This is a genomic window from Pelomonas sp. CA6 (assembly GCF_022549225.1).
In the GTDB taxonomy this organism is placed as follows: Bacteria; Pseudomonadota; Gammaproteobacteria; order Burkholderiales; family Burkholderiaceae_C; genus Roseateles.
In genome coordinates, this window is record NZ_JAKZFD010000002.1 from 190,386 (window position 1) to 209,031 (window position 18,646).

Below are 18,646 nucleotides of genomic sequence, written 5' to 3' on the forward strand. Positions count from 1 at the left end.
CGCCCGGTCCCGTCGGGCCGGCTCAGCGCCGCGCCTCGGCCAGGCGCCGCGCCCACAGGTAGAGCGCCGCGCCCGTGCCGACGAAGGCCAGCGCGCCCACCCAGACCGCGGTTTCGGCAAAGCCCTCGCCGACCAGGGCCAGCGGCGCGCCCTGGCCCGAGAACACCACGATCGCGGCCAGCGCCACGCCGATCAGGCTTTCGCCGACGATCAGGCCGGAGGCCAGCAGCACGCCCAGCTGCTTCGTCGCTTCGGGCCGGGCGGCACGCTCGGCGCGGCGGTCGAACCACCAGCCGGCCAGCGCGCCGACGACGATCATCAGCGTCGACGAGGTCGGCAGGTAGATGCCCAGGCCCACCGCCAGCGGTGGCAGATAGGCGCGGCCGCCCGTGGCGCGCTTGATCAGCGCGTCGACCGCGATCAGGCCCACGCCCAGCGCCGCGCCCAGGCCGATCAGGCCCCAGTCCAGGCTGCCCTGGATCACGCCCTTGGCCAGCGCCGAGATCAGCGCCGCCTGCGGCGCCGCCAGCGCGCGCGCCGGGTCCGCGCCCGGGGCGCCGGCGAAGCCGTAGGCCTGGTTCAGCAGGTCCAGCACCGGCGGGATCACCAGCGCGCCGGCGACCACGCCGACGATCAGCGCCAGCTGCTGGCGCCAGGGCGTGGCGTCCACCAGCTGGCCGGTCTTCAGGTCCTGCAGGTTGTCGTTGGAGATGGTGGCCACCGCGAACACCACCGCGGTGACGAAGAGCGCGAAGGCCACCAGCGCCGGCCCCGCTTCGGCCGGCAGCAGCGGCTTCACGCCCAGCACCAGCAACAGCGACGCGACGATCACCACCAGGATGCCCACGCCCGACAGCGGGCTGTTGGACGAGCCGATCAGCCCCGCCATGTAGCCGCACACCGCCGCGACGAAGAAGCTCATCAGCGCGATGAAGGCCACGCCGCCGACCACCAGCGGCAGCAGCTGCGCCGACAGGCCCGCGCCGCTCGCGAACTGGGCCAGCAGCGCAGCGATGGGCAGCATGCAGGCCAGCGTGATCAGCGCGACCCAGCCGATGGGGATGTCCTGTTCCGTGCGCGGCAGCCGTGCGCCCTGACCGGCGCGGCGCGCGCGCGAGGCCTGCAGCGCCGAGGCCAGGCCGCGGCCCACCGGCAGCGCCAGCTTCAACAGCGTCCAGACCGCCGCCACGCCGATGGTGCCGGCGCCGATGAAGCGCACCTTCTTGCTCCAGGTCGCCTGCGCGATGTCGGCCACCGGGCCGGTCCAGTCCTGCAGGCTGCTCAGGTAGGGCACCGCGCCGGCCCAGGCGATCAGCGCGCCAAGCAGGATGGCCAGGCCCACCCACAGCCCCACCAGATGGCCCACCGCCAGCAGCGCGAAGGACAGGCTGAAGTTGAAGCCGCTGGCCGCGCCGCCCGCCGTGCCGTTGGGCGTCTCGTGACCGCCGCCGAGGCGGAAGAAGCGCGCCACCTCGCCGGCGAACACCTGGGTGGCGACGACCAGCGCGAACGCCGCCGACGCGACGCTGCCCACGACGATGGCCAGCAGGCCCTTGCGCCCGTCCTCGGCCGCGTCGCCGCCGGCCCGCGAGCCGACCTTCAGCACCTCGGCGCAGGCCACGCCCTCGGGATAGGGCAGGTCCGACCCCGTCACCAGCGCGCGCCGCAGCGGGATCGAATACATCACCCCCAGCACCCCGCCCAGCGCGCAGATGGTGAAGGACACCCAATAGGGGAAGCCCTGCCACCAGCCGATCATCACCAGGCCCGGCAGCACGAAGATGATGGAGGACAGCGTGCCGGCCGAGGAGGCCACGGTCTGCACGATGTTGTTCTCGTGGATGGTGGCGCCGGCCGCATAGCGCAGCAGCGCCATGGAGATCACCGCGGCCGGGATGGAGGTCGCGAAGGTCAGCCCGGCCTTGAGGCCGAAGTAGACGTTCGCCGCCGTGAACACCAGCGTGATCAGCACGCCCAGCACCAGGCCGCGCAGACTCAGTTCACGGCCCAGGGCAGCGGGGCTGCCGGCCAACGGGGGGTTCGGGTTGCTCACGGGCGATGTCCTCCAGGTCGCGATGGGGGCGCCGCGGCGCCGTCGCGGCATTCTCCACCCGCGCCCGGGGTCAGACAGCCGTCACGCCGGGGCCGCCGCACGCCGCCGCAGTCCGGCCCGCGCCCGCGGCCCCAAGCCCCTGCAGGCTCAGACCGGCCCGTCGACGCGCATCGAGTAGTCCACCGCGCGCACATCCTTGGTCAGGCGGCCGATGGAGATGCGGTCCACGCCGGTCGCGGCGATCCAGCGCAGCTGGTCCAGCGCGACGCCACCCGAGACCTCCAGCAAGGCCTGGCCCGCATGGGCGTCGCGGTTGATTGCGACGGCCTCGCGCATCATGGCCTCGCTGAAGTTGTCCAGCAGCACGCTGGTTGCGCCCGCGGCCAGCGCCTCGCGCAGCTGGGCCAGGGTCTCGACCTCGATCTGGATGTCCACGCCGGCGTTCAGGGCCTGGGCGTTGGCCAGCGCCTGGCTCACGCCGCCGGCGGCGGCGATGTGGTTCTCCTTGATCAGGATGCCGTCGTACAGCGCCAGGCGCTGGTTGGCGCCGCCGCCCACGCGCACCGCGTACTTCTGCGCCAGGCGCAGCCCCGGCAGGGTCTTGCGCGTGTCCAGCACGGCGCAGCCGCGCGGGTTGGGGCTGGCGCCTTCCACGGCGCGCGCATGGGCGCGCGTCAGCGTCGCGGTGCCCGAGAGCAGCTGCAGGAAATTCAGCGCCGGCCGCTCGGCCGACAGCAGCGCGCGGCCATCGGCCTCGATGCGGCAGACCACGGTGTCGGGCTGCATGTCCGCGCCTTCGGCGTACAGCCATTCGATGCGGCTGTTGCCGTCCAGGCGCGCGAACACGCCTTCGAACCAATCGCGGCCACACAGCACCGCGGCTTCGCGCACCCGCACATGGGCGCGCACGCGGCGGCCGGCCGGCACCAGCTGGGCGGTCCAGTCGCAGCGCCCGATGTCCTCGAACAGCGCGTCGCGGATGTTGCGCTCGCGCGCCTCGGTCAGGGTTTCGTTGTGGTCGAACATGAAGGCACTCACTCCGGCTGGCCGATCGCGAGGCGCAGCTCGCCCAGGCCCTCGATGACACCCAGCAGTTGGTCGCCCGGCTGCACCGGCCCCACGCCCTCGGGCGTGCCGGTGTAGATCAGGTCGCCCGGGCCCAGGTGGTAGTACTGCGACAGGTTGGCGACCAGCTCGGGCACGCTCCAGATCATGTCGGACAGGTCGCCGCGCTGCTTCTCGACGCCGTTCACGGCCAGCGTGATCGCGCCGGCGCGCAGCTCGCCGCTCTCGCTGCGCGGCACCAGCTCGGTGATCACCGCGGCATGCTCGAAGGCCTTGCCCAGGTCCCAGGGCCGGCCGTTGGCCTTGGCGGCGTTCTGCAGGTCGCGGCGCGTCATGTCCAGGCCCGCGGCATAGCCCCAGACGGCCGCCGCCGCCTGCTCGGCGCTGGCACGGAAGACCGGCGCGCCCAGCGCCACCACCAGCTCCATTTCGTAATGCAGGTTGCCGGTGCCCGGCGCATACGGGATGGCGGAGCCGGCCGGCGCCAGGCTGCTGGCGGGCTTGGTGAAATAGAAAGGCGGCTCGCGGTCGGGGTCGCTGCCCATTTCGCGCGCGTGGGCGGCGTAGTTGCGGCCGACGCAGAAGATGCGGCTCACCGCGTAGCGGGCGGACTGGCCGCGCACGGCGACGCTGGCCTGGGGGGCGGGCGGAAAGATGTAGGAGCTCATGGTCGGCACCCGGGATTCGTTCAGGAGCGCAGCATAACCTTGGCAAACCCCCCCGGCTTCGGCTAGGGTGGCGGCCATGCCGAGACCGACCGACCTGATCACCCGCGGCAGCGCGCTGACGCTCGCGCTGCTGCTGGCCGCCTGTGCCAGCCGGCCTCCCTCGAGCGGCCCGGTGCCCGGCGGCGCGCGCCCGGGCTCCTGGCCCGACCGCGACGGCCCCGACGCGCGACCGCCGCCCGACCTGGACAAGGTGCCCAACGCCGCGCCGCGCGTGGAAGCCATCCGCAAGGGTGGCCCCAACAAGCCCTACGAGGTGCTGGGCCAGCGCTACGACCCGGTGGCCGAGGACCGGCCGATGACGGAACGCGGGCTGGCCTCCTGGTATGGCCGCAAGTTCCATGGCAAGCCGACCTCCAGCGGCGAGGTCTACAACATGTACGCGATGACGGCGGCCCACGCCACCATGCCCATCCCCAGCTATGCGCGGGTGCGCAACCCGGCCAATGGCCGCGAGGTGATCGTGCGCGTCAACGACCGTGGGCCCTTCCATCCCGGCCGCGTGATCGACCTCAGCTACACCGCCGCGCTGAAGCTGGACCTGCTGCGCGGCGTCGCGCCGGTGGAGGTCGAGCGCATCACCTACGAGGACATCCGCACCGGCGCCTGGATGCGCGGGCGCGGCCCGGCCGACGCGCCCACGCCGCTGCCCGAGGCGCCGGTTTATGCCGCCGCCAGCCCGAGCGGCGCGCCCGAGACCACCGGCACCCAGGCCTTGCGCCGGCCGTCCGACACCCAGGCCGATGCCGATTCGCTGGACGACAAGATCAACCGCCTGAGCGTGGCCGCGGCGCCCGGCTTCTGGCTGCAGCTGGGCGCTTTCTCGCGCCTGGACGGCGCCGAGCAGCTGCGCGAGCGTCTGGCGCGCGAGCTGGACTGGACCGCGCCGCTGCTGGCCATCTTCCGCGAGAAGAGCCTGCACCGGCTGCAGCTGGGCCCCTTCGGCAGCCGCGACGATGCGCGCGCCGCCGCCCAGCGCCTGCGCCTGGCGGCCGCCATCGAGCCGGTGCTGGTGGAGCGCCGCTGAGCATGGCGCCCCTGCGCATCGGGGCGCTGGCACGCGCCAGCGGCGCCTCGGCCAAGGCCCTGCGGCTCTACGAGAGCCTGGGGCTGCTGCCGGCCCCGCGCCGCCAGGGCCGCTACCGCGTCTACGAGGACGAGCATCTGCAGGCGGTGCTGATGATCCGCGAGGCCCAGGCGCTGGGCTTCCGGCTGCGCGAGCTGCAGCAGCTGGCCGGCCCGGGGCCGCTGACCCAGGCGCTGCCGCTGGAGCGCGCACTGGCCGCCGTGCGCGCCAAGCGCGAGCAGCTGGCACAGGAGCAGGCGCGCCTGGCCGAGCAGGCCGGCCGGCTGGCGCGCTTCGAGGCCCAGCTGCGCGCGGGCTACCAACAGGCCTGCGAGTGCCCGGCGGGCTGAGCGTCCGACGGTCGGGCGACGAGGCGCTTGACTCTGCCCCTAGGGAGAGGGTGGATGCTGCGCGCCATGACACGCATCCTTCTGATCCAGGCCCATCCGCGCCCACACAGCTTCGGCGCCGCGCTGGCCGAGCGCTACGAACAGGCCGCGCGCGCGGCCGGCCATGAACTGCGCCGCGTCGATCTGCACACGCTGCGCTTCGACCCACTCCTGCACCAGGGCTACGACGTGGTACAGCCGCTGGAGCCCGACCTGCAGACGCTGCAGCGGGACCTGCTGTGGGCCCAGCATTGGGTGATCGCCTATCCGGTCTGGTGGGGCTCGGTGCCGGCCCTGCTGAAGGGCCTGCTGGACCGCGTGCTGCTGTCCGGCTTCGCGTTCCGCTACCAACCCGGCCAGGCGCTGCCCGAGCGCCTGCTGCGCGGCCGCAGCGCGCGCCTGCTGGTCACGCTGGACACGCCGGGCTGGTACTTCCGCTTGTTCCAGGGGGCCAGCGCGCACCGCATGATGCGCGACGCGGTGCTGGGCTTCTGCGGCATCCGGCCGGTGCGCATCAGCGCCTTCGCGCCGATCCAGGGCAGCAGCGCGGCACGGCGCGAGGCCTGGCTGGCGCGGGCGGAGGCGCTGGGCCGGCGCGGGCGCTGAGGCCGCGCGTCAGCGCCCGCCCGCGACGTCCAGCGTCGTGCCCACCAGGTAGCTGGCGGCCGGCGACAGCAGCCAGACGATGGCCTGGGCCACCTCGTCGGCCCGGCCCAGCCGGCCGATCGGGATGGCGCGCGCCGCCTCGGGCAGCGCGGCCTCGGTGCCGCTGTCCGCGTGAATGTCCGTCTCGATGATGCCCGGGCGCACGCCGTTAACGCGTATGCCCTGGGCGATCAGCTCGCGCCCCAGGCCCACGGTGAGGCTGTCGACCGCACCCTTGGTGGCCGCGTAGTCCACGTACACGCCCGGCGAGCCCAGCTGCGCCGCGCGCGACGAGACATTGACGATGGCGCCACCAGCGCCGCCGCTGGCGGTGCCCATGCGCCGCGCGGCCTGCTGGATGCAGTACAGCGTGCCGAACACATTGACGGCGAACAATCGCTCCAGGCGCGGGCGGTCAATGCCCTGCACCCCGGTCGATGGCGCGACGATGCCGGCGTTGTTCACCAGGCCGGTGAGCCGCCCGAACTCGGCGTCCACGCGCTCGAACATCCGCGCCACCTGCTGCGGGTCGGCCACATCGGCCGGCAGCAGCAGCACGCGCGAGCCGCGCGCGCGCAACGCCTCGGCCAGCGCCTCGGCGGCCGCGTGGTCGCTGCGGTAGTTCAGGGCCAGGTCTTGCCCCGGTCCGGCGAGCAGGCGCGCCGTCGCCGCGCCAATGCCGCGCGCGGCCCCGGTGACCAAGGTCACGGAGCGCAAGAAACTGTCTGCTTCTGAGCTTTGCATGGGGGAATTCTGCTGTACCGGGCCGCACGAGTTTGCGATGATGCCGCAGGGAGCCCGCGAACCAAGACATGCACAACCTCGACGCCGCCACCTTGCAGATGGTGACTGCCGTGGTGGACCTGCTCGCCTTCTTGGTCTGGCTGCTGCTGGGCCTGGTGCTGCGCGTGGCGCCACAGGCCTCGCTGCTGATCGCCGCCACCCATTTGCTGCTGGTGCCGGCGCTGTGGCCTTCGCCGGCCGGTCCGTGGGGGCCGCCGCTGACCATGCCGGCGACGCTGCTGGCCTTCACCTGTCTGGCATTGGCCATGCATCGGCTGATGCGGTTGGAGCGCATAGCGCTGACGCCCGTCGTGCTGGCCGCGCTGACCGGGCTGGGCATCGCACTGCTCTACCCCGACGAGAACGCCCAGCGCGCGCTGCTCTCGCTGGGCGTGGGCCTGCTGGGGCTGCTGGCGGGGCGCGACATCCTGCTCGGCGCCGGATTCAACCGCCCGATCACGGCGCTGCTGGCCCTGCCCTATTTGTGGCTGACCATCGTCGGCGTGTGGCGCGGCGCCGCCTTGCTGGGTTGGCTCAGCGCCCCGATCCAGACCATGGGCAGCGGCGGGCTCGCGCTGTTGCGGCTGACGATCAACCTGGCGATCACGGCCGGGCTGTTTGCGCTGGTGTTGCAGCGGCTGATCGCGCGCGTGCACCATCTGACGCGCCGCGACCCGCTCACCGGGCTGCTGAACCGCCGCGCGCTGGATGAGCACCTGGCCAGCCTGCAGGCGCAGGTGGACCGCGGCAGCTGCCATGCGGTGCTGCTGCTGGACGTGGACCATTTCAAGCGCGTCAACGACGAGCTGGGCCATGCCGGCGGCGACGCCGCACTGCAGCATCTGGGTGCGCTGCTGAGCAGCGAGCTGCGCAGCCCCGACGTGCTCGCCCGGCTGGGCGGCGAGGAGTTCTGCCTGCTGCTCCCCGACACCCACCCCGAGCAGGCGGTGCAGGCCGCCGAACGCCTGCGTCGGCGCCTTGCCGCCGCCCCGCTGCTGTGGGAAGGCAAGACCTGGCCCCTGACCGCCAGCTTCGGCGTGGCCGGCATGGAGGCGGGCGACCGCCTGGGGCATGACGCGATGCAGCGCGCCGACCGCGCGCTGTACAAGGCCAAGGCGCAGGGACGCAACCGCGTGATCCGCGCCCGCGCGACGGCGGGGGCCGAGGCATGATGAACGCCGACCCGCGCAGCCTGCTCAGCGCCATCATCGCCCTCTTCCTGATGGCCAGTGTGGTCTGGTGGGTGATCGCGCTGGGCTTGCGCGAGTCCTTCCGCGCCAGCCGCTGCATCGCCACGGCCAACGTGCTGCTGGGCCTGGGGCTGGCGCTGCATCCGTCGCTGGGCCTGCTGCCCTGGCTGAAGCTGCCGCTGGGCGACATGCTGGCGGTGGCCGCCTTCGGGCTGGTCCGGCTGGCACTGCCGCTGATGGCCGACCGGCGCGCACCGGTGGCACGCACCTGGGTGATCGTCGTGCTGGTCGCGCTGGGCTCGGCCGCGACGTCCGACGACGATCATCTGCTGCTGTACAAGTTGATCCTGTATGGCGGCGTGGCGCTGCTGAGCATCATCGGCGGCCTGGACGCCTACCGCCTGCTGCGCGCACGCCAGCTGCGCCCACTGCCGGCCGCGCTGCTGACCATGCCGATGTTCCTGCTCGCGCTGCTGCTGCTGGCGCGCCCGGTGGAAGCGCTGCTGCTGCCGCGCAACACGGTGGACCTGAACGTGGACAACGCGTTCAACCTGGGCTGGCTGTGGGGCACGCTGCTGCTCAACCTGACGCTCAATGGCACCATGGCCTTCCTGCTGGTCATGAAGCTGATCCTGAAGATCCAGAACCTGACCCGCCACGATGCGCTCACCGGCGTGCTGAACCGGCGCGCGCTGGCCGAGGCGATGGCGCTGCAGCACGCACGCCATGGCCGCGGCCACCCCTACGCCCTGGTGATGCTGGACATGGACCGCTTCAAGCAGCTCAACGACACGCTGGGACATGCGGCCGGCGATGCCGCGCTGAAGACGCTGATCGAGACCCTGCGGCCCTGCCTGCGCAACGTGGACCGGCTGGGACGGCTGGGCGGCGAGGAGTTCTGTGCGCTGCTGCCCGACACCGACATCCTCGGCGCCACGCTGGTCGCCGAGCGCATGCGCGCCTGCCTGGCCTCGCGCGATTTCGAATGGCAGGGCACGAGCTGGCCGCTGACCGCGAGCTTCGGCGTCGCCCAGGCGCATGGGCGCGACGAGGCCCCCGCCGACGTGCTCAAGCGTGCCGACCGCGCGATGTACCGCGCGAAGAACCAGGGCCGCAACGTGGTCCAGGCCCTGGAGGCCGACGACGACACCGCCTGAGCCGGCCCGCACGAGGCAGACGCGGCCGCTAGGCCAGCGCCACCCGGTTGCCGCCCAGGTGTTTGGCGCGGAACATCGCCGCCTCGGCGCGCGCCAGCAGCAGTGGCATCGAATAGGGCGGCGTGCTCGCCAGCCCGACGCTGAAGGTGGGCGACAGGCCCGGCGCGATGTCGCTCCAGTCCGCCTCGGCCACGCTGGCGTTGAGGCGCTCCAGCACCTCCACCGCGCGGTCCGCCACCGTGTCCACCAGCACGACGAGGAATTCTTCGCCGCCCCAGCGCAGCAGCAGGTCGCTGCCGCGCGTGTTGTCGCGCAGCAGCTCGGCCAGGCGCTGCAGCACGGCATCGCCGGCCTGGCGGCCATGGGCCTCGTTGATGCGCGACAGCCCGTCGGCGTCGATCAGCGCCAGCGTCGCGGGCCGGCCGCCCTGCTCCGCGCTGCGCAGCAGCGAGGGCAGGCGCGCCTCCAGCAGGCGGCGGCTGCCCAGACCGGTGAGTGGATCGCCCAGCGTCCCGTCCTCGTCGGCGGACGCAGACGCGCCGGCGCCGCGGCTGCAGCATTGCTCGGCCTCCAGCCGGTCCAGGAAGTAGCGCGACTGGGCCTGCAACTGGGCCTGGCCACGGCGGCGTTCGAAGCGGCGCAGCTGCTCCACATGAGCCAGCGCCGCCGCGGTATGGCCCAGTTCGCGCGCGCAGCGCCAGCCCAGGCGGTGCAGGCGCAGGCGCAGCGGCTCGGCCAGCGTGACCTGGCCGCCCAGGGCTTCCAGGGTCTGCAGGCGATCCCAGGCCGCGGCGGCATCGCCACGCAGCAGGTCCAGCTCGGCCCATAGCGCATGGATGCGCGCGCCCAGCGCGGCATAGCCCTGGCTGTCGCACAGCCGCAGCGCCGTCTGCAGATGGGCCAGCGCCGCGTCGGCCTCGCCGCGCAGCAGCCGGATTTCGGCCAGATGCGATTCATGCAGCGCCAGGCAGAAGGGGTCGCTGAGCACCGCCAGCTGCGGCTGCAGCTCCTCGGCATAGTGCAGCGCCCGCGCCAGCGCCTGCGCCGCGCCGTCGGCGTCCTCGCCGTCGGCCAGCAGCTGGCGCATGCCCAGCGCCACATGGCAGAGGTTGTTCAGCGAAACAAAGACTTCCTGCGGCGTCGCGATCTCGCGAATCAACGCGGCCGCCTCGTTCATCAGTCGCTCGGCCTGCCAGGGATCGCCCATGCGCTCGAAGCAGGCGCCCAGCGCGTTGAGTGCCAGCGCCCGCGTGCGCAGGTCGTCCGGGTCTTCGGCCAGCAGCACGGCCTCGTGCGCATAGGCCAGCGCCTGGTCGAACTGGCTCAGCTCGGCGGAGGACAGCGCCATCCAGCGCAGCACCTCGGCCAGCATGGCCAGGTCGGACTGCTGGCGCAGCAGCGGCAGCAGCGCCTGGCCCACCTCCAGCAGGCCGGCATGGTCGCCGCGGCGATAGCGGAAATGCGCGCAGAGATGGCCGGCCTCGGTCTGCTCGGCCACAAAGCCGCGGCGCTGGGCCTCGGACCAGACCTGGGCGGCCAGCGCCAGGCCCTCGTCCATGCGCCCGTCCCGGCGCGCCGAACGCGCCTGCGCCAGGGACTGGTGCAGGGTGTCGTCGGTGTCGGGGGTGGTCGACATGGCGCTACAAATTGTCACGGGCGGCAAGCGTACCGCATCCGGTCCCGGATTCCTGCCCCCGAAATGGCGCATAGCGCCCACCAGGAAACCCGGGGGCGCCAAAGATTGCCGTTCCGCCCCGCTGTTTCAGGGGGCAGGGCCGAGAGCGCGTCCGTCGCCCCGCCGCAATGGTGGGCCCAGCGGCGGGCTCAGCGGCTGGTGGGCATCGCGAACTCGGCGCCCTTGGCGATGCTGGCCGGCCAGCGCTGCATCACGCTCTTCTGCTTGGTGTAGAAGCGCACGCCCTCCTCGCCATAGGCGTGCATGTCGCCGAATAGGCTCTTCTTCCAGCCGCCGAAGCCCTGCCAGGCCATGGGCACCGGGATGGGCACGTTGATGCCCACCATGCCGACCTGGATGCGGCGGGCGAACTCGCGCGCCGCATGACCGTCGCTGGTGAAGCAGGCGACGCCGTTGCCGAACTCGTGCGCATTGACCAGTTCCACCGCCTCGGCGAAGTCCTTGACGCGCACGCAGGCCAGCACCGGGCCGAAGATCTCTTCCTTGTAGATGCGCATGGCCGGCGTGACATGGTCGAACAGCGTGCCGCCGGTGAAAAAGCCCTTCTCGTGCCCCGGCACGCGGTGGCCGCGTCCGTCGACGACCAGGGTGGCGCCCTCCTCCACGCCCAGCGCGATATAGCCCTCGATGCGCTCGCGCGCCTCGCGCGTGACGATGGGGCCCATCTCGGCATCCAGCTCCATGCCGTTGCGGATCTTCAGCGCCTTCGCACGCTCGGCAAGCCGCGGAACGATCCGGTCCGCCACCTCGCCCACCAGCACCGCGACCGAGATCGCCATGCAGCGCTCGCCCGCGGAGCCGTAGGCGGCGCCAATCAGCGCGTCGACCGCCTGCTCGATGTCGGCGTCGGGCATCACCACCATGTGGTTCTTCGCGCCGCCCAGCGCCTGCACGCGCTTGCCGTGGCGGGCCCCGGTTTCGTAGATGTACTGCGCGATCGGCGTGGAGCCGACGAAGCTCAGCGCGCGCACGTCGGGATGGGTCAGCAGCGCATCCACCACCGTCTTGTCGCCCTGCACGACGCTGAACACGCCATCGGGCAGGCCGGCCTGCTGCAGCAGTTCGGCGATGAACAGGCTGGGCGAAGGATCGCGCTCGCTGGGCTTGAGGATGAAGCAGTTGCCGGTGGCCAGCGCCAGCGGCGCCATCCACATGGGCACCATGAAGGGGAAGTTGAAGGGCGTGATGCCGGCCACCACGCCCAGCGGCTGGCGCAGCGTCCAGTTGTCGATGCCGGTGGAGACCTGCTCGGTGTAGTCGCCCTTGAGCAGCTGCGGAATGCCGCAAGCGAACTCGACAATGTCGATGCCGCGCGTGACTTCGCCCTGAGCATCGGTGAAGACCTTGCCATGCTCGGCGGTGATCATCGCGGCGAGGGTGTCGCGGTGCTCGTTGAGCAGCTCCAGGAAACGGAACATCACCCGCGCGCGGCGCAGCGGCGGCTGGTCGGCCCAGGCCGGGAACGCGGCGCGGGCGCTGGCCACCGCGGCCTCCACATCGGCCACGCTGCCCAGCTGGACCTGGCGCGCGACGCTCCCCAGCGCGGGGTTGTAGACCGCCTGCGAGCGGCCGGAGCTGGCCTCGCGGCGCGCACCGCCGATGAAGTGAACGATGTCGCGGCTGTCGGTGTAAGGCGTGGGCTGGCTCATGGCGGATCCTCTGCGGACGGGAACGAAGCGATGGCGCCAGTCTAGGCAGCCCGTCACGTCGTGCCTAGCCATGCCGACTGACCAGATTGTTCGATAAACTGAACAATCATGACACCCGCCCCCACTGTCCGCGACGAGGCCCTCTGGGATGCGCTGCACACCCTGACCGTGCTGGCCCAGTTGGGCAGCTTCACGCGGGCGGCGCAGCGGCTGGGCCTGTCCAAGGCGGCGGTGAGCCAGCGCATCGCCGAGCTGGAACGGGTGCTGGGCGTGGGCCTGGTGACGCGCAGCACCCGCTCCATGCGCCTGACCGAGGCCGGCGAACGCCTGGTGCAGGACAGCGGCCCCAGCTTCGCCCAGCTCGCGCGCAGCCTGGCCGCGGCGCGCGATGCCGCGGGCCAGCCGCGCGGGCTGCTGCGCGTCACCGCGCCGGTGGCGCTGGGGCGCCAGCACATCGCGCCGGCGCTGCCGGACTTCCTCGCCCGCTATCCGGAAATCCGCGTCGAGCTGGACCTGTCGGACCGGCTGGTGGCGCTGGCCCAGGAGGGCTTCGACCTGGCGATCCGCCACACCAGCCAGCCGCCCGAAACCCATGTGGCTTTCCGGCTCTGCGCGTCGCGCACCTGCCTGGTCGCGGCACCGGTCTACCTGGCCACCCATGGCCGTCCCGAGCACCCGGCCGAACTGGCGCAGCATGCCTGCCTGCCCTATCTGCGCCCGGGCCCGGCGCAGTGGTTCTTCGAACGCGGCGGCCGCCGGCGCGAACGGCTGCGCGTCGCGGTGCAGGGGCCTTTGCGCGCCGGCAACAGCGAGGTGCTGCGCGACGCGGCGCTGGCCGGCATGGGCATCGCGCTGCTGCCGGACTTCAGCGCCGCGGCCGCGCTGGCGCGGCAGGACCTGGTGGAGCTGCTGCCCGACTGGCGCGCCGTCGGCTTCTTCGGGGACGCCATCCATGCCATCCATCCCTGGAGCGCCAGCACGCCGCGACCGGTTCAGCTGCTGGTGCAGCACCTGAAGCAGCGCCTGGCGGCGGGGTTCTGAACGCCCCGCGTCTCACTGGATGCGCGTGTTCGCCGGGATGCAGTGGTAGAAGCCGCAGAAGGCGGTGTAGGGCCCGCGATTGCAGCTGCGCGGATCGCTGATCAGTTGGCCCGAGTTGTCGATGTTGCGGGCCGGCGTCTGGCCCGGCTTGTGCGACCACATTGCGTTGCTGTCCAGCCGGTACCAGTGGAAGTCCTGGCCCGGCCAGATCACAAGCGCGATGTAGTGCCCTTGCGCCGGCGTGCCGGCGGGCGGCCCGACCGGAATCTGTCCGTCGCGCTGCGACGCCGCGCCAACGTTGGCACAGTCCAGCGCGCTGTAAGCCGCGCCGCTGCCGCGGCCCGGCTGGGCAAAGGTGTTGGTGATCTTGTCGTTCGCGTAGTTGTAGCAGTTGTTCCGGGTGCGGATGATGAAGTCGTTGTTCCACTTGCCGGGGTTGTAGGGCGGCACCGCCATCGGAACCATGGGCCCCGCCAGCGGCTTGACCAGGCCGCCGGACAGCTGGGCTTCGACGTCCTTGCGCACATCATCGGACACCGCGGTACCCGCGGTGGAGAGCAGCCACCGCTCGAGGTCGGCGTCGTCGACGATGCGGTTCAGGTCGAAGCGGTCGCTGTCGACGATGCCGCCATGGATGTAGACATGCGGCTCCAGCCCGCGCTCGGCCACCGAGGTGACCGAGAAGCCGCGGTAGCCCAGGTTGCCAAGCAGGCCGGCCGGCTTCAGCAAGGTGGTCTGCTGGATGCGCTGGATGCGGTCCACCAGTTCCCGGGCCTGATCGTCCGACAGCTCCCAGGCGGGATCGGCGACGCCGGAATAGATGTGCAGGGTGACGGTGACAGACATACTCCCCTCCTCAATGCGTGGGCCTACACAGCGCGCGCAAGCCTGCTCGACCCTCAGCAGACCCCGCTTGTCTGACCGGGTTCAGGGAGATCGTTGCATTGGAGGGGCGCGGAGCCGGCGCGTCAATCGCACCGGCGGGGGAGCGGCGCCGTGCCGCCCGAGGAGCGGGTCAGCGAGGGCCGGCGCAGAGGCCCAGCGTGCGCAGGCGCTCCTGTAGTTCGGCCACGGAGGCCCAGGGCAGGATGGGGGCGTTCTCGCGCTCGTCGGGCGGATTGGCAAGCAGCTCGTCCGACCAACCGCCACAGCCCACCAGCGGCAGCAGCGGCCTTTTGTGCAGCCAGGCCAGATGGACCTCGGACTTGGTGCCGGCACGGCCCCCGATCACGAGGCAGGCATCGCCGGCCAGCGCCATCAGCAGATTGCGCGCGTCGCCCATGCCACAGGGCAGCACCACCGTCGCCGGCCAGTCCGGCGGCGGCATCTGGCCGGGCGGCACGATGCTCAGCACCAGGCCGCCGGCCTGGATGGCGCGCTCGGCGGCCACCCGGGTGGCCGGGCTGCCGCAGCCGCTGACCACGGTGATGCCCAGCCGCGCCAGGGCTTCGCCCGCGGCGCCTGCCAGTTCGTAGGCGGGGGAACCGGGCTCGGCACTGCCGAGGACACAGACCTGGGGTTTGCGGTAGGAACGGTTCATGTCAAAAAAGACGCCTGGACAGCAAGCTGGCCAGGCGTTCCAAGTCCTAGAAGGACGTCGTTGGGACCGGCGCGGTCCGCCAGGACCGCATGGAAAACACTCTAGGGCGTTCCCGATGGGGGCTCTATCCCCATAAGGGGGGGAAACCCGCAACAGAACGCTCCCAGGCTGTCGCCATCGGACCGCCTGCGGCGGGGGCGACGCCAGCCGGGATAATCACGCCATGAACCCGCCCCGCCCCGCCGCTCCCCGCCGTTCCGCCGCCGCCCCTGGCCGTCCCGCGCCGCCCGCGGCGCCGCCCGAGCCCTGGAGCGACAAGGACCTGGACCGGCTGCAGGCCTTGCTGGACCGCGTGCCCGCGCCGCTGACGCCGTTGGACCTGTCGGCGCTGGACGGTTTCCTGGTCGGCGTGATCCTGCAGCCGCGCCCGGTGCCGTTGTCGGCCTGGTGGCCCTGGGTGCTGGACAGCGAGGCCGGCCGATCGGCGCCGGCCGACTACGACGGTCAGGGCCTGCTGAACCTGGTGCAACGCCGCCACCGCGAGCTGAAGCAGGCCATCGCCGAGCGCCAATGGTTCGACCCCTGGGTGTTCGAGCTGGACGACGAGGCATCGCCGTCGGAAACCGTGCTGCCTTGGGTCGCCGGCTTCGCGCTGGCCGCCGATGAATTCCCGGCGCTGATGGGGCTGGACGAGACCCAGCTCACCGAGCCGCTGGCCCAGCTCTACATGCACCTGGATCCGGAAGACCTGGAAGACGCCGACGCGCTGCTCGAGGAGATCGAAAGCCTGGAGCCCCCCACCGACCTCAGCGAAGCGGTGGAAAGCCTGGTGCGCGCCAGCCTGCTGCTGGCCGACGTCTCGCAGCCCCTGCCCACGCGCGCCGCGCCCCGCCCCGGCCCGCGCCGCGGCGGACCGCCCCGACGCTGATCGTCAGCGCCGGGCCGCCCCAAGCCGGCCCTCCTGGCGATGTGCTCGCGGGGCCACCCCCGCGAGCATCGACGCCCCCACGGGGGGCCGCTCAGCGGTCCCGCCGGGCGGGGGGCCGCATTCCACGGGCCGAGCGCCGGGCCGCCCCAAGCCGGCCCTCCTGGCGATGTGCTCGCGAGGCCCCCCCCGCGAGCATCGCCGCCCCCACGGGGGGCCGCTCAGCGGTCCCGCTGGGCGGGGGGCCGATTCACGGCGCCCCCACCTGCCGCTTCATCCACTCGCTCATCTCCCACAGCGTGTGGCCGATGGACTCGCGCGCCGAATAGCCGTGCGACTCGAAGGGCAGCGACACATAGCGCACGTTGCCGCCGGTGCCGGCCAGGGCCTGGTACAGACGCTGGCTCTGCAGCGGGAAGGTGCCGGGGTTGTTGTCGCTGTCGCCATGGATCAGCAGCAGCGGCTCCTTGAGCTTGTCGGCGTAGTTGAAAGGCGAAAGCCGCAGGTAGACGTCCTGCGCCTCCCAGTAGGTGCGCCGCTCGCTCTGGAAGCCGAAGGGCGTCAGCGTGCGGTTGTAGGCGCCGCTGCGCGCGATGCCGGCCTTGAACAGATCGGTGTGGGCCAGCAGGTTGGCGGTCATGAAGGCGCCGTAGCTGTGCCCGCCGACCACCATGCGGTGGCGGTCGGCCACGCCCAGCTCGTCGGCCTTGTCGATGATGGCCTGGGCATTGGCGGTGATCTGGGCAATGAAGCTGTCGTTCACCGTCTTGGGGTCACCGACCACCGGCATGGTGGCGTCCATCAGCACGACATAGCCGTCCAGCAGCAGCATCAGCGGGCTCGAACCGCCGAAGGTGTTGAAGCGATTGGCGGCGCCACTGACCTGGCTCGCGGTCGCGGCGTCGGTGTACTCCAGCGGATAGGCCCAGACGAAGGCGGGGCGGCGTTCGCCGGCCTTGTAATCGGGCGGCAGATAGAGCCAGAACGACAGCTCGACGCCGTCCTGGCGCTTGAAGCGCACCAGCTCACGGCGGATGTTGCGCAGCTGCGGCGTCGGGTCCTTCACCGCGGTCAGCGCCTTCATCTCGCCCAGCGCGGCGCCGCTGCGCAGCATCACGTTGGCGGGCTCGGTGAAGCTTTCGCGCTGGGTCAGGATCCGGCTGCCCTGCGCGTCCAGCACGGCCAGCGGACGCTCGAACCAGGTCTTGTCACCGTCGCGGCCGGACTGGAACACGCGGGTGGTCTTGGCGTCGGCCAGGTTCAGGCGATCCAGGAAGGGCTTCTCGCCTTCGGCGCTGGCCCCGGCTCCCACCAACCAGATCGAGCCGCCATCCACGCGCACGGCGACACGGCCGTTGGGCTGCATGCGCGTCAGCGGCATGCCGGGATCGCGGTAGCGGTCGCGCATCGAGCGCTCGGCAAGCCGGCGCGGCGCGGCCTCACCGCCCAGGCTCAGCAGGTCTTGCGTGATCCACAGGCGGCCGCGGTCGAAGTCGGTGACCAACGCCTGGCGCCCGCCTTCCAGCATCGCAAAGCCGGTCAGGCGCTGCGCCGTGCGATGCACCTCGCGCGGCTCGCCCTGGTAGGGCGCATCCAGGCGCATCAGGCGGTCGCGGTGGGACACCTTGTTGCGCAGGTCGCCGCCGTCCAGCGCCTCCACCCAGTACACCGCGCCATCGGCGGCCGGCGAGGCCCAGAACTGGCGCGGCCCGGTGATCACGCCTTCGACCGGCACGCCCTCCTTGAGCTTGATGCGGCCCAGGCTCTTGATCAGCTTGCCCGAGGCGTCGCGCAACTCAACCTCGCGCGCGAAGTCGTTCCAGCGGACGCGGTAGCTGAAGGGCTGCAGCAGGCGCTCAACCAGCAGCACCTGGCCGGTGCCCACCGCGCTGATCTCGGCATACAGACCCGGCTCGCCGATCTCGCGGACACCGCCCCGGGCCAGGTCCACGCGCACCATCTGCGACTGCGCGTGGTGGGCGAACACGGCCTCGTCCTGCGGGTTGCTCAGCAGGTCCTGCAGCGTGTACTCGGGCGAGACCTTGCCCATGGATTCCTGCACCGCGGGGCCGCTGGGCGCCGCGAAGCTGGGCGCCGGACCGCGCCGCGCCGGCACGGCCAGCGTCACCAGCTCATGAGCGTTGAGCCACACCACATGGGCGTCCAGCATGGTGTGCAGGCGCAGCTTGGGGATGGGGCGCAGCTGGCCCGTGCCCACGTCGCCCACCCAGAGCTCCACGGCCTGGTCGGTGCGCCGGTTCAGCAGGAAGCGCTGACCATCGGGCGAGAAGCGCAGCTGGTGGAAGGCACCGCCGGCGGGCAGCTCGACGCGGCGCTCGCTGCCGTCGGCCAGGTTCTTCAGCGTCAGGCTGTCGATCTGCGCCGTCAGCTGTGGGCTGTCGGTGGCGGGGTCGAAGCGCAGGCCACCCAGCTTCAGCACCGGGCGGGCCAGCTCGGCGACGCTGCGGTAGCGGCGCAGCTCCAGCGTCGCCAGCGTGCGCTGGTCGGGCGAGAGCTGGGTCTGCGGCAGCGCCTTGGCATCCAGCACCGCACGCATCGCGGCCGAGGGTTGCTGATAGGCCAGCGAGGACGAGGCCTCCGCGGCGGCCGACGCAGGCTGGGCGGGCGGCTGGGCCCAGGCCTGAGCGCCAGCAATGCTCAGCGACAGGGCCAGGACCAGAGGACGAAGAACAGGGGTGGACATGGGCGGGACCGGGGATGA

Annotated in this window: 16 protein-coding genes; 7 read left to right on the top strand and 9 right to left on the bottom strand. The window is 72.1% G+C overall.

The genetic code is table 11. The features are described from left to right. Positions 1-22: 22 nt before the first annotated feature. The 3 genes from LZ017_RS04625 to LZ017_RS04635 form a co-directional block, all read right to left on the bottom strand. Entirely contained in the window at positions 23-2,104 is a 2,082-nt protein-coding gene (locus LZ017_RS04625) for an OPT family oligopeptide transporter (RefSeq protein WP_374109877.1), read from the bottom strand. A 96-nt stretch (positions 2,105-2,200) separates the two neighbouring features. Next, positions 2,201-3,079, bottom strand: coding sequence for a carboxylating nicotinate-nucleotide diphosphorylase (nadC, locus tag LZ017_RS04630; protein WP_241298898.1), 879 nt, complete (start codon positions 3,077-3,079; stop codon positions 2,201-2,203). A gap of 8 nt (positions 3,080-3,087) precedes the next feature. Then, complete coding sequence (locus LZ017_RS04635) at positions 3,088-3,786, bottom strand: fumarylacetoacetate hydrolase family protein (RefSeq protein ID WP_241298899.1); 699 nt, start codon at positions 3,784-3,786, stop codon at positions 3,088-3,090. A gap of 76 nt (positions 3,787-3,862) precedes the next feature. On the opposite strand from LZ017_RS04635, the gene LZ017_RS04640 reads away from it, so the two are divergent. The 3 genes from LZ017_RS04640 to LZ017_RS04650 all read left to right on the top strand — a co-directional run bounded on the left by LZ017_RS04640 (position 3,863) and on the right by LZ017_RS04650 (position 5,904). Further along, positions 3,863-4,870: a septal ring lytic transglycosylase RlpA family protein gene (locus tag LZ017_RS04640; protein WP_241298900.1), complete on the top strand. Its 1,008-nt coding sequence runs from the start codon at positions 3,863-3,865 to the stop codon at positions 4,868-4,870. Between the two features lie 2 nt (positions 4,871-4,872). Further along, positions 4,873-5,259: a MerR family transcriptional regulator gene (locus LZ017_RS04645; protein WP_241298901.1), complete on the top strand. Its 387-nt coding sequence runs from the start codon at positions 4,873-4,875 to the stop codon at positions 5,257-5,259. Positions 5,260-5,325: 66 nt separating this feature from the next. Further along, complete coding sequence (locus tag LZ017_RS04650) at positions 5,326-5,904, top strand: NAD(P)H-dependent oxidoreductase (RefSeq protein WP_241298902.1); 579 nt, start codon at positions 5,326-5,328, stop codon at positions 5,902-5,904. Between the two features lie 9 nt (positions 5,905-5,913). On the opposite strand, the gene LZ017_RS04655 is transcribed toward LZ017_RS04650, so the two are convergent. Then, the gene (locus LZ017_RS04655) at positions 5,914-6,660 is read right to left on the bottom strand and encodes an SDR family oxidoreductase (RefSeq protein WP_374109878.1); all 747 of its coding nucleotides are present in this window, start codon (positions 6,658-6,660) and stop codon (positions 5,914-5,916) included. Positions 6,661-6,755: 95 nt separating this feature from the next. Here LZ017_RS04655 and LZ017_RS04660 point away from each other — a divergent pair, with 95 nt between their 5' ends. Beyond that, positions 6,756-7,898, top strand: a complete 1,143-nt coding sequence (locus LZ017_RS04660; protein ID WP_241298904.1) for a diguanylate cyclase — start codon at positions 6,756-6,758, stop codon at positions 7,896-7,898. Next, positions 7,895-9,073, top strand: coding sequence for a diguanylate cyclase (locus tag LZ017_RS04665; RefSeq protein WP_241298905.1), 1,179 nt, complete (start codon positions 7,895-7,897; stop codon positions 9,071-9,073). The genes LZ017_RS04660 and LZ017_RS04665 overlap by 4 nt, the downstream gene beginning before the upstream one ends. A gap of 28 nt (positions 9,074-9,101) precedes the next feature. Here LZ017_RS04665 and LZ017_RS04670 read toward each other — a convergent pair whose 3' ends face one another. Together LZ017_RS04670 and LZ017_RS04675 are read right to left on the bottom strand one after the other, a co-directional pair. Then, on the bottom strand, positions 9,102-10,709 hold the full coding sequence (locus tag LZ017_RS04670; protein WP_241298906.1) for a diguanylate cyclase: 1,608 nt from the start codon (positions 10,707-10,709) through the stop codon (positions 9,102-9,104). A 188-nt stretch (positions 10,710-10,897) separates the two neighbouring features. Further along, a complete protein-coding gene (locus LZ017_RS04675) occupies positions 10,898-12,418 on the bottom strand; it encodes a CoA-acylating methylmalonate-semialdehyde dehydrogenase (RefSeq protein WP_241298907.1) in 1,521 nt (506 codons plus the stop codon). Between the two features lie 108 nt (positions 12,419-12,526). On the opposite strand from LZ017_RS04675, the gene LZ017_RS04680 reads away from it, so the two are divergent. Further along, positions 12,527-13,459 carry a LysR family transcriptional regulator gene (locus LZ017_RS04680; protein ID WP_241298908.1) on the top strand — a complete coding sequence of 311 codons (933 nt, stop codon included), beginning with the start codon at positions 12,527-12,529 and terminating at the stop codon, positions 13,457-13,459. A gap of 12 nt (positions 13,460-13,471) precedes the next feature. Here LZ017_RS04680 and LZ017_RS04685 read toward each other — a convergent pair whose 3' ends face one another. Both LZ017_RS04685 and LZ017_RS04690 read right to left on the bottom strand, forming a co-directional pair. After that, positions 13,472-14,305 carry a hypothetical protein gene (locus tag LZ017_RS04685; protein ID WP_241298909.1) on the bottom strand — a complete coding sequence of 278 codons (834 nt, stop codon included), beginning with the start codon at positions 14,303-14,305 and terminating at the stop codon, positions 13,472-13,474. A gap of 169 nt (positions 14,306-14,474) precedes the next feature. Further along, positions 14,475-14,999 carry a Rossmann fold nucleotide-binding protein gene (locus LZ017_RS04690; protein WP_241298910.1) on the bottom strand — a complete coding sequence of 175 codons (525 nt, stop codon included), beginning with the start codon at positions 14,997-14,999 and terminating at the stop codon, positions 14,475-14,477. A 223-nt stretch (positions 15,000-15,222) separates the two neighbouring features. On the opposite strand from LZ017_RS04690, the gene LZ017_RS04695 reads away from it, so the two are divergent. Beyond that, positions 15,223-15,927, top strand: coding sequence for a YecA family protein (locus LZ017_RS04695; RefSeq protein ID WP_241298911.1), 705 nt, complete (start codon positions 15,223-15,225; stop codon positions 15,925-15,927). Positions 15,928-16,174: 247 nt separating this feature from the next. Here LZ017_RS04695 and LZ017_RS04700 read toward each other — a convergent pair whose 3' ends face one another. Continuing rightward, positions 16,175-18,628 (bottom strand): prolyl oligopeptidase family serine peptidase, encoded by a 2,454-nt coding sequence (locus LZ017_RS04700; RefSeq protein ID WP_241298912.1) that lies wholly within the window; start codon positions 18,626-18,628, stop codon positions 16,175-16,177. Positions 18,629-18,646 lie beyond the last annotated feature (18 nt).

What these genes read in the sequence shown, in the direction of transcription:
- LZ017_RS04625 (WP_374109877.1), bottom strand. Translation starts at nt 2,104, where the DNA reads ATGCCGCGACGGCGCCGCGGCGCCCCCATCGCGACCTGGAGGACATCG.
- nadC (WP_241298898.1), bottom strand. Translation starts at nt 3,079, where the DNA reads ATGTTCGACCACAACGAAACCCTGACCGAGGCGCGCGAGCGCAACATC.
- LZ017_RS04635 (WP_241298899.1), bottom strand. Translation starts at nt 3,786, where the DNA reads ATGAGCTCCTACATCTTTCCGCCCGCCCCCCAGGCCAGCGTCGCCGTG.
- LZ017_RS04640 (WP_241298900.1), top strand. Translation starts at nt 3,863, where the DNA reads ATGCCGAGACCGACCGACCTGATCACCCGCGGCAGCGCGCTGACGCTC.
- LZ017_RS04645 (WP_241298901.1), top strand. Translation starts at nt 4,873, where the DNA reads ATGGCGCCCCTGCGCATCGGGGCGCTGGCACGCGCCAGCGGCGCCTCG.
- LZ017_RS04650 (WP_241298902.1), top strand. Translation starts at nt 5,326, where the DNA reads ATGACACGCATCCTTCTGATCCAGGCCCATCCGCGCCCACACAGCTTC.
- LZ017_RS04660 (WP_241298904.1), top strand. Translation starts at nt 6,756, where the DNA reads ATGCACAACCTCGACGCCGCCACCTTGCAGATGGTGACTGCCGTGGTG.
- LZ017_RS04665 (WP_241298905.1), top strand. Translation starts at nt 7,895, where the DNA reads ATGATGAACGCCGACCCGCGCAGCCTGCTCAGCGCCATCATCGCCCTC.
- LZ017_RS04670 (WP_241298906.1), bottom strand. Translation starts at nt 10,709, where the DNA reads ATGTCGACCACCCCCGACACCGACGACACCCTGCACCAGTCCCTGGCG.
- LZ017_RS04675 (WP_241298907.1), bottom strand. Translation starts at nt 12,418, where the DNA reads ATGAGCCAGCCCACGCCTTACACCGACAGCCGCGACATCGTTCACTTC.
- LZ017_RS04680 (WP_241298908.1), top strand. Translation starts at nt 12,527, where the DNA reads ATGACACCCGCCCCCACTGTCCGCGACGAGGCCCTCTGGGATGCGCTG.
- LZ017_RS04685 (WP_241298909.1), bottom strand. Translation starts at nt 14,305, where the DNA reads ATGTCTGTCACCGTCACCCTGCACATCTATTCCGGCGTCGCCGATCCC.
- LZ017_RS04690 (WP_241298910.1), bottom strand. Translation starts at nt 14,999, where the DNA reads ATGAACCGTTCCTACCGCAAACCCCAGGTCTGTGTCCTCGGCAGTGCC.
- LZ017_RS04695 (WP_241298911.1), top strand. Translation starts at nt 15,223, where the DNA reads ATGAACCCGCCCCGCCCCGCCGCTCCCCGCCGTTCCGCCGCCGCCCCT.
- LZ017_RS04700 (WP_241298912.1), bottom strand. Translation starts at nt 18,628, where the DNA reads ATGTCCACCCCTGTTCTTCGTCCTCTGGTCCTGGCCCTGTCGCTGAGC.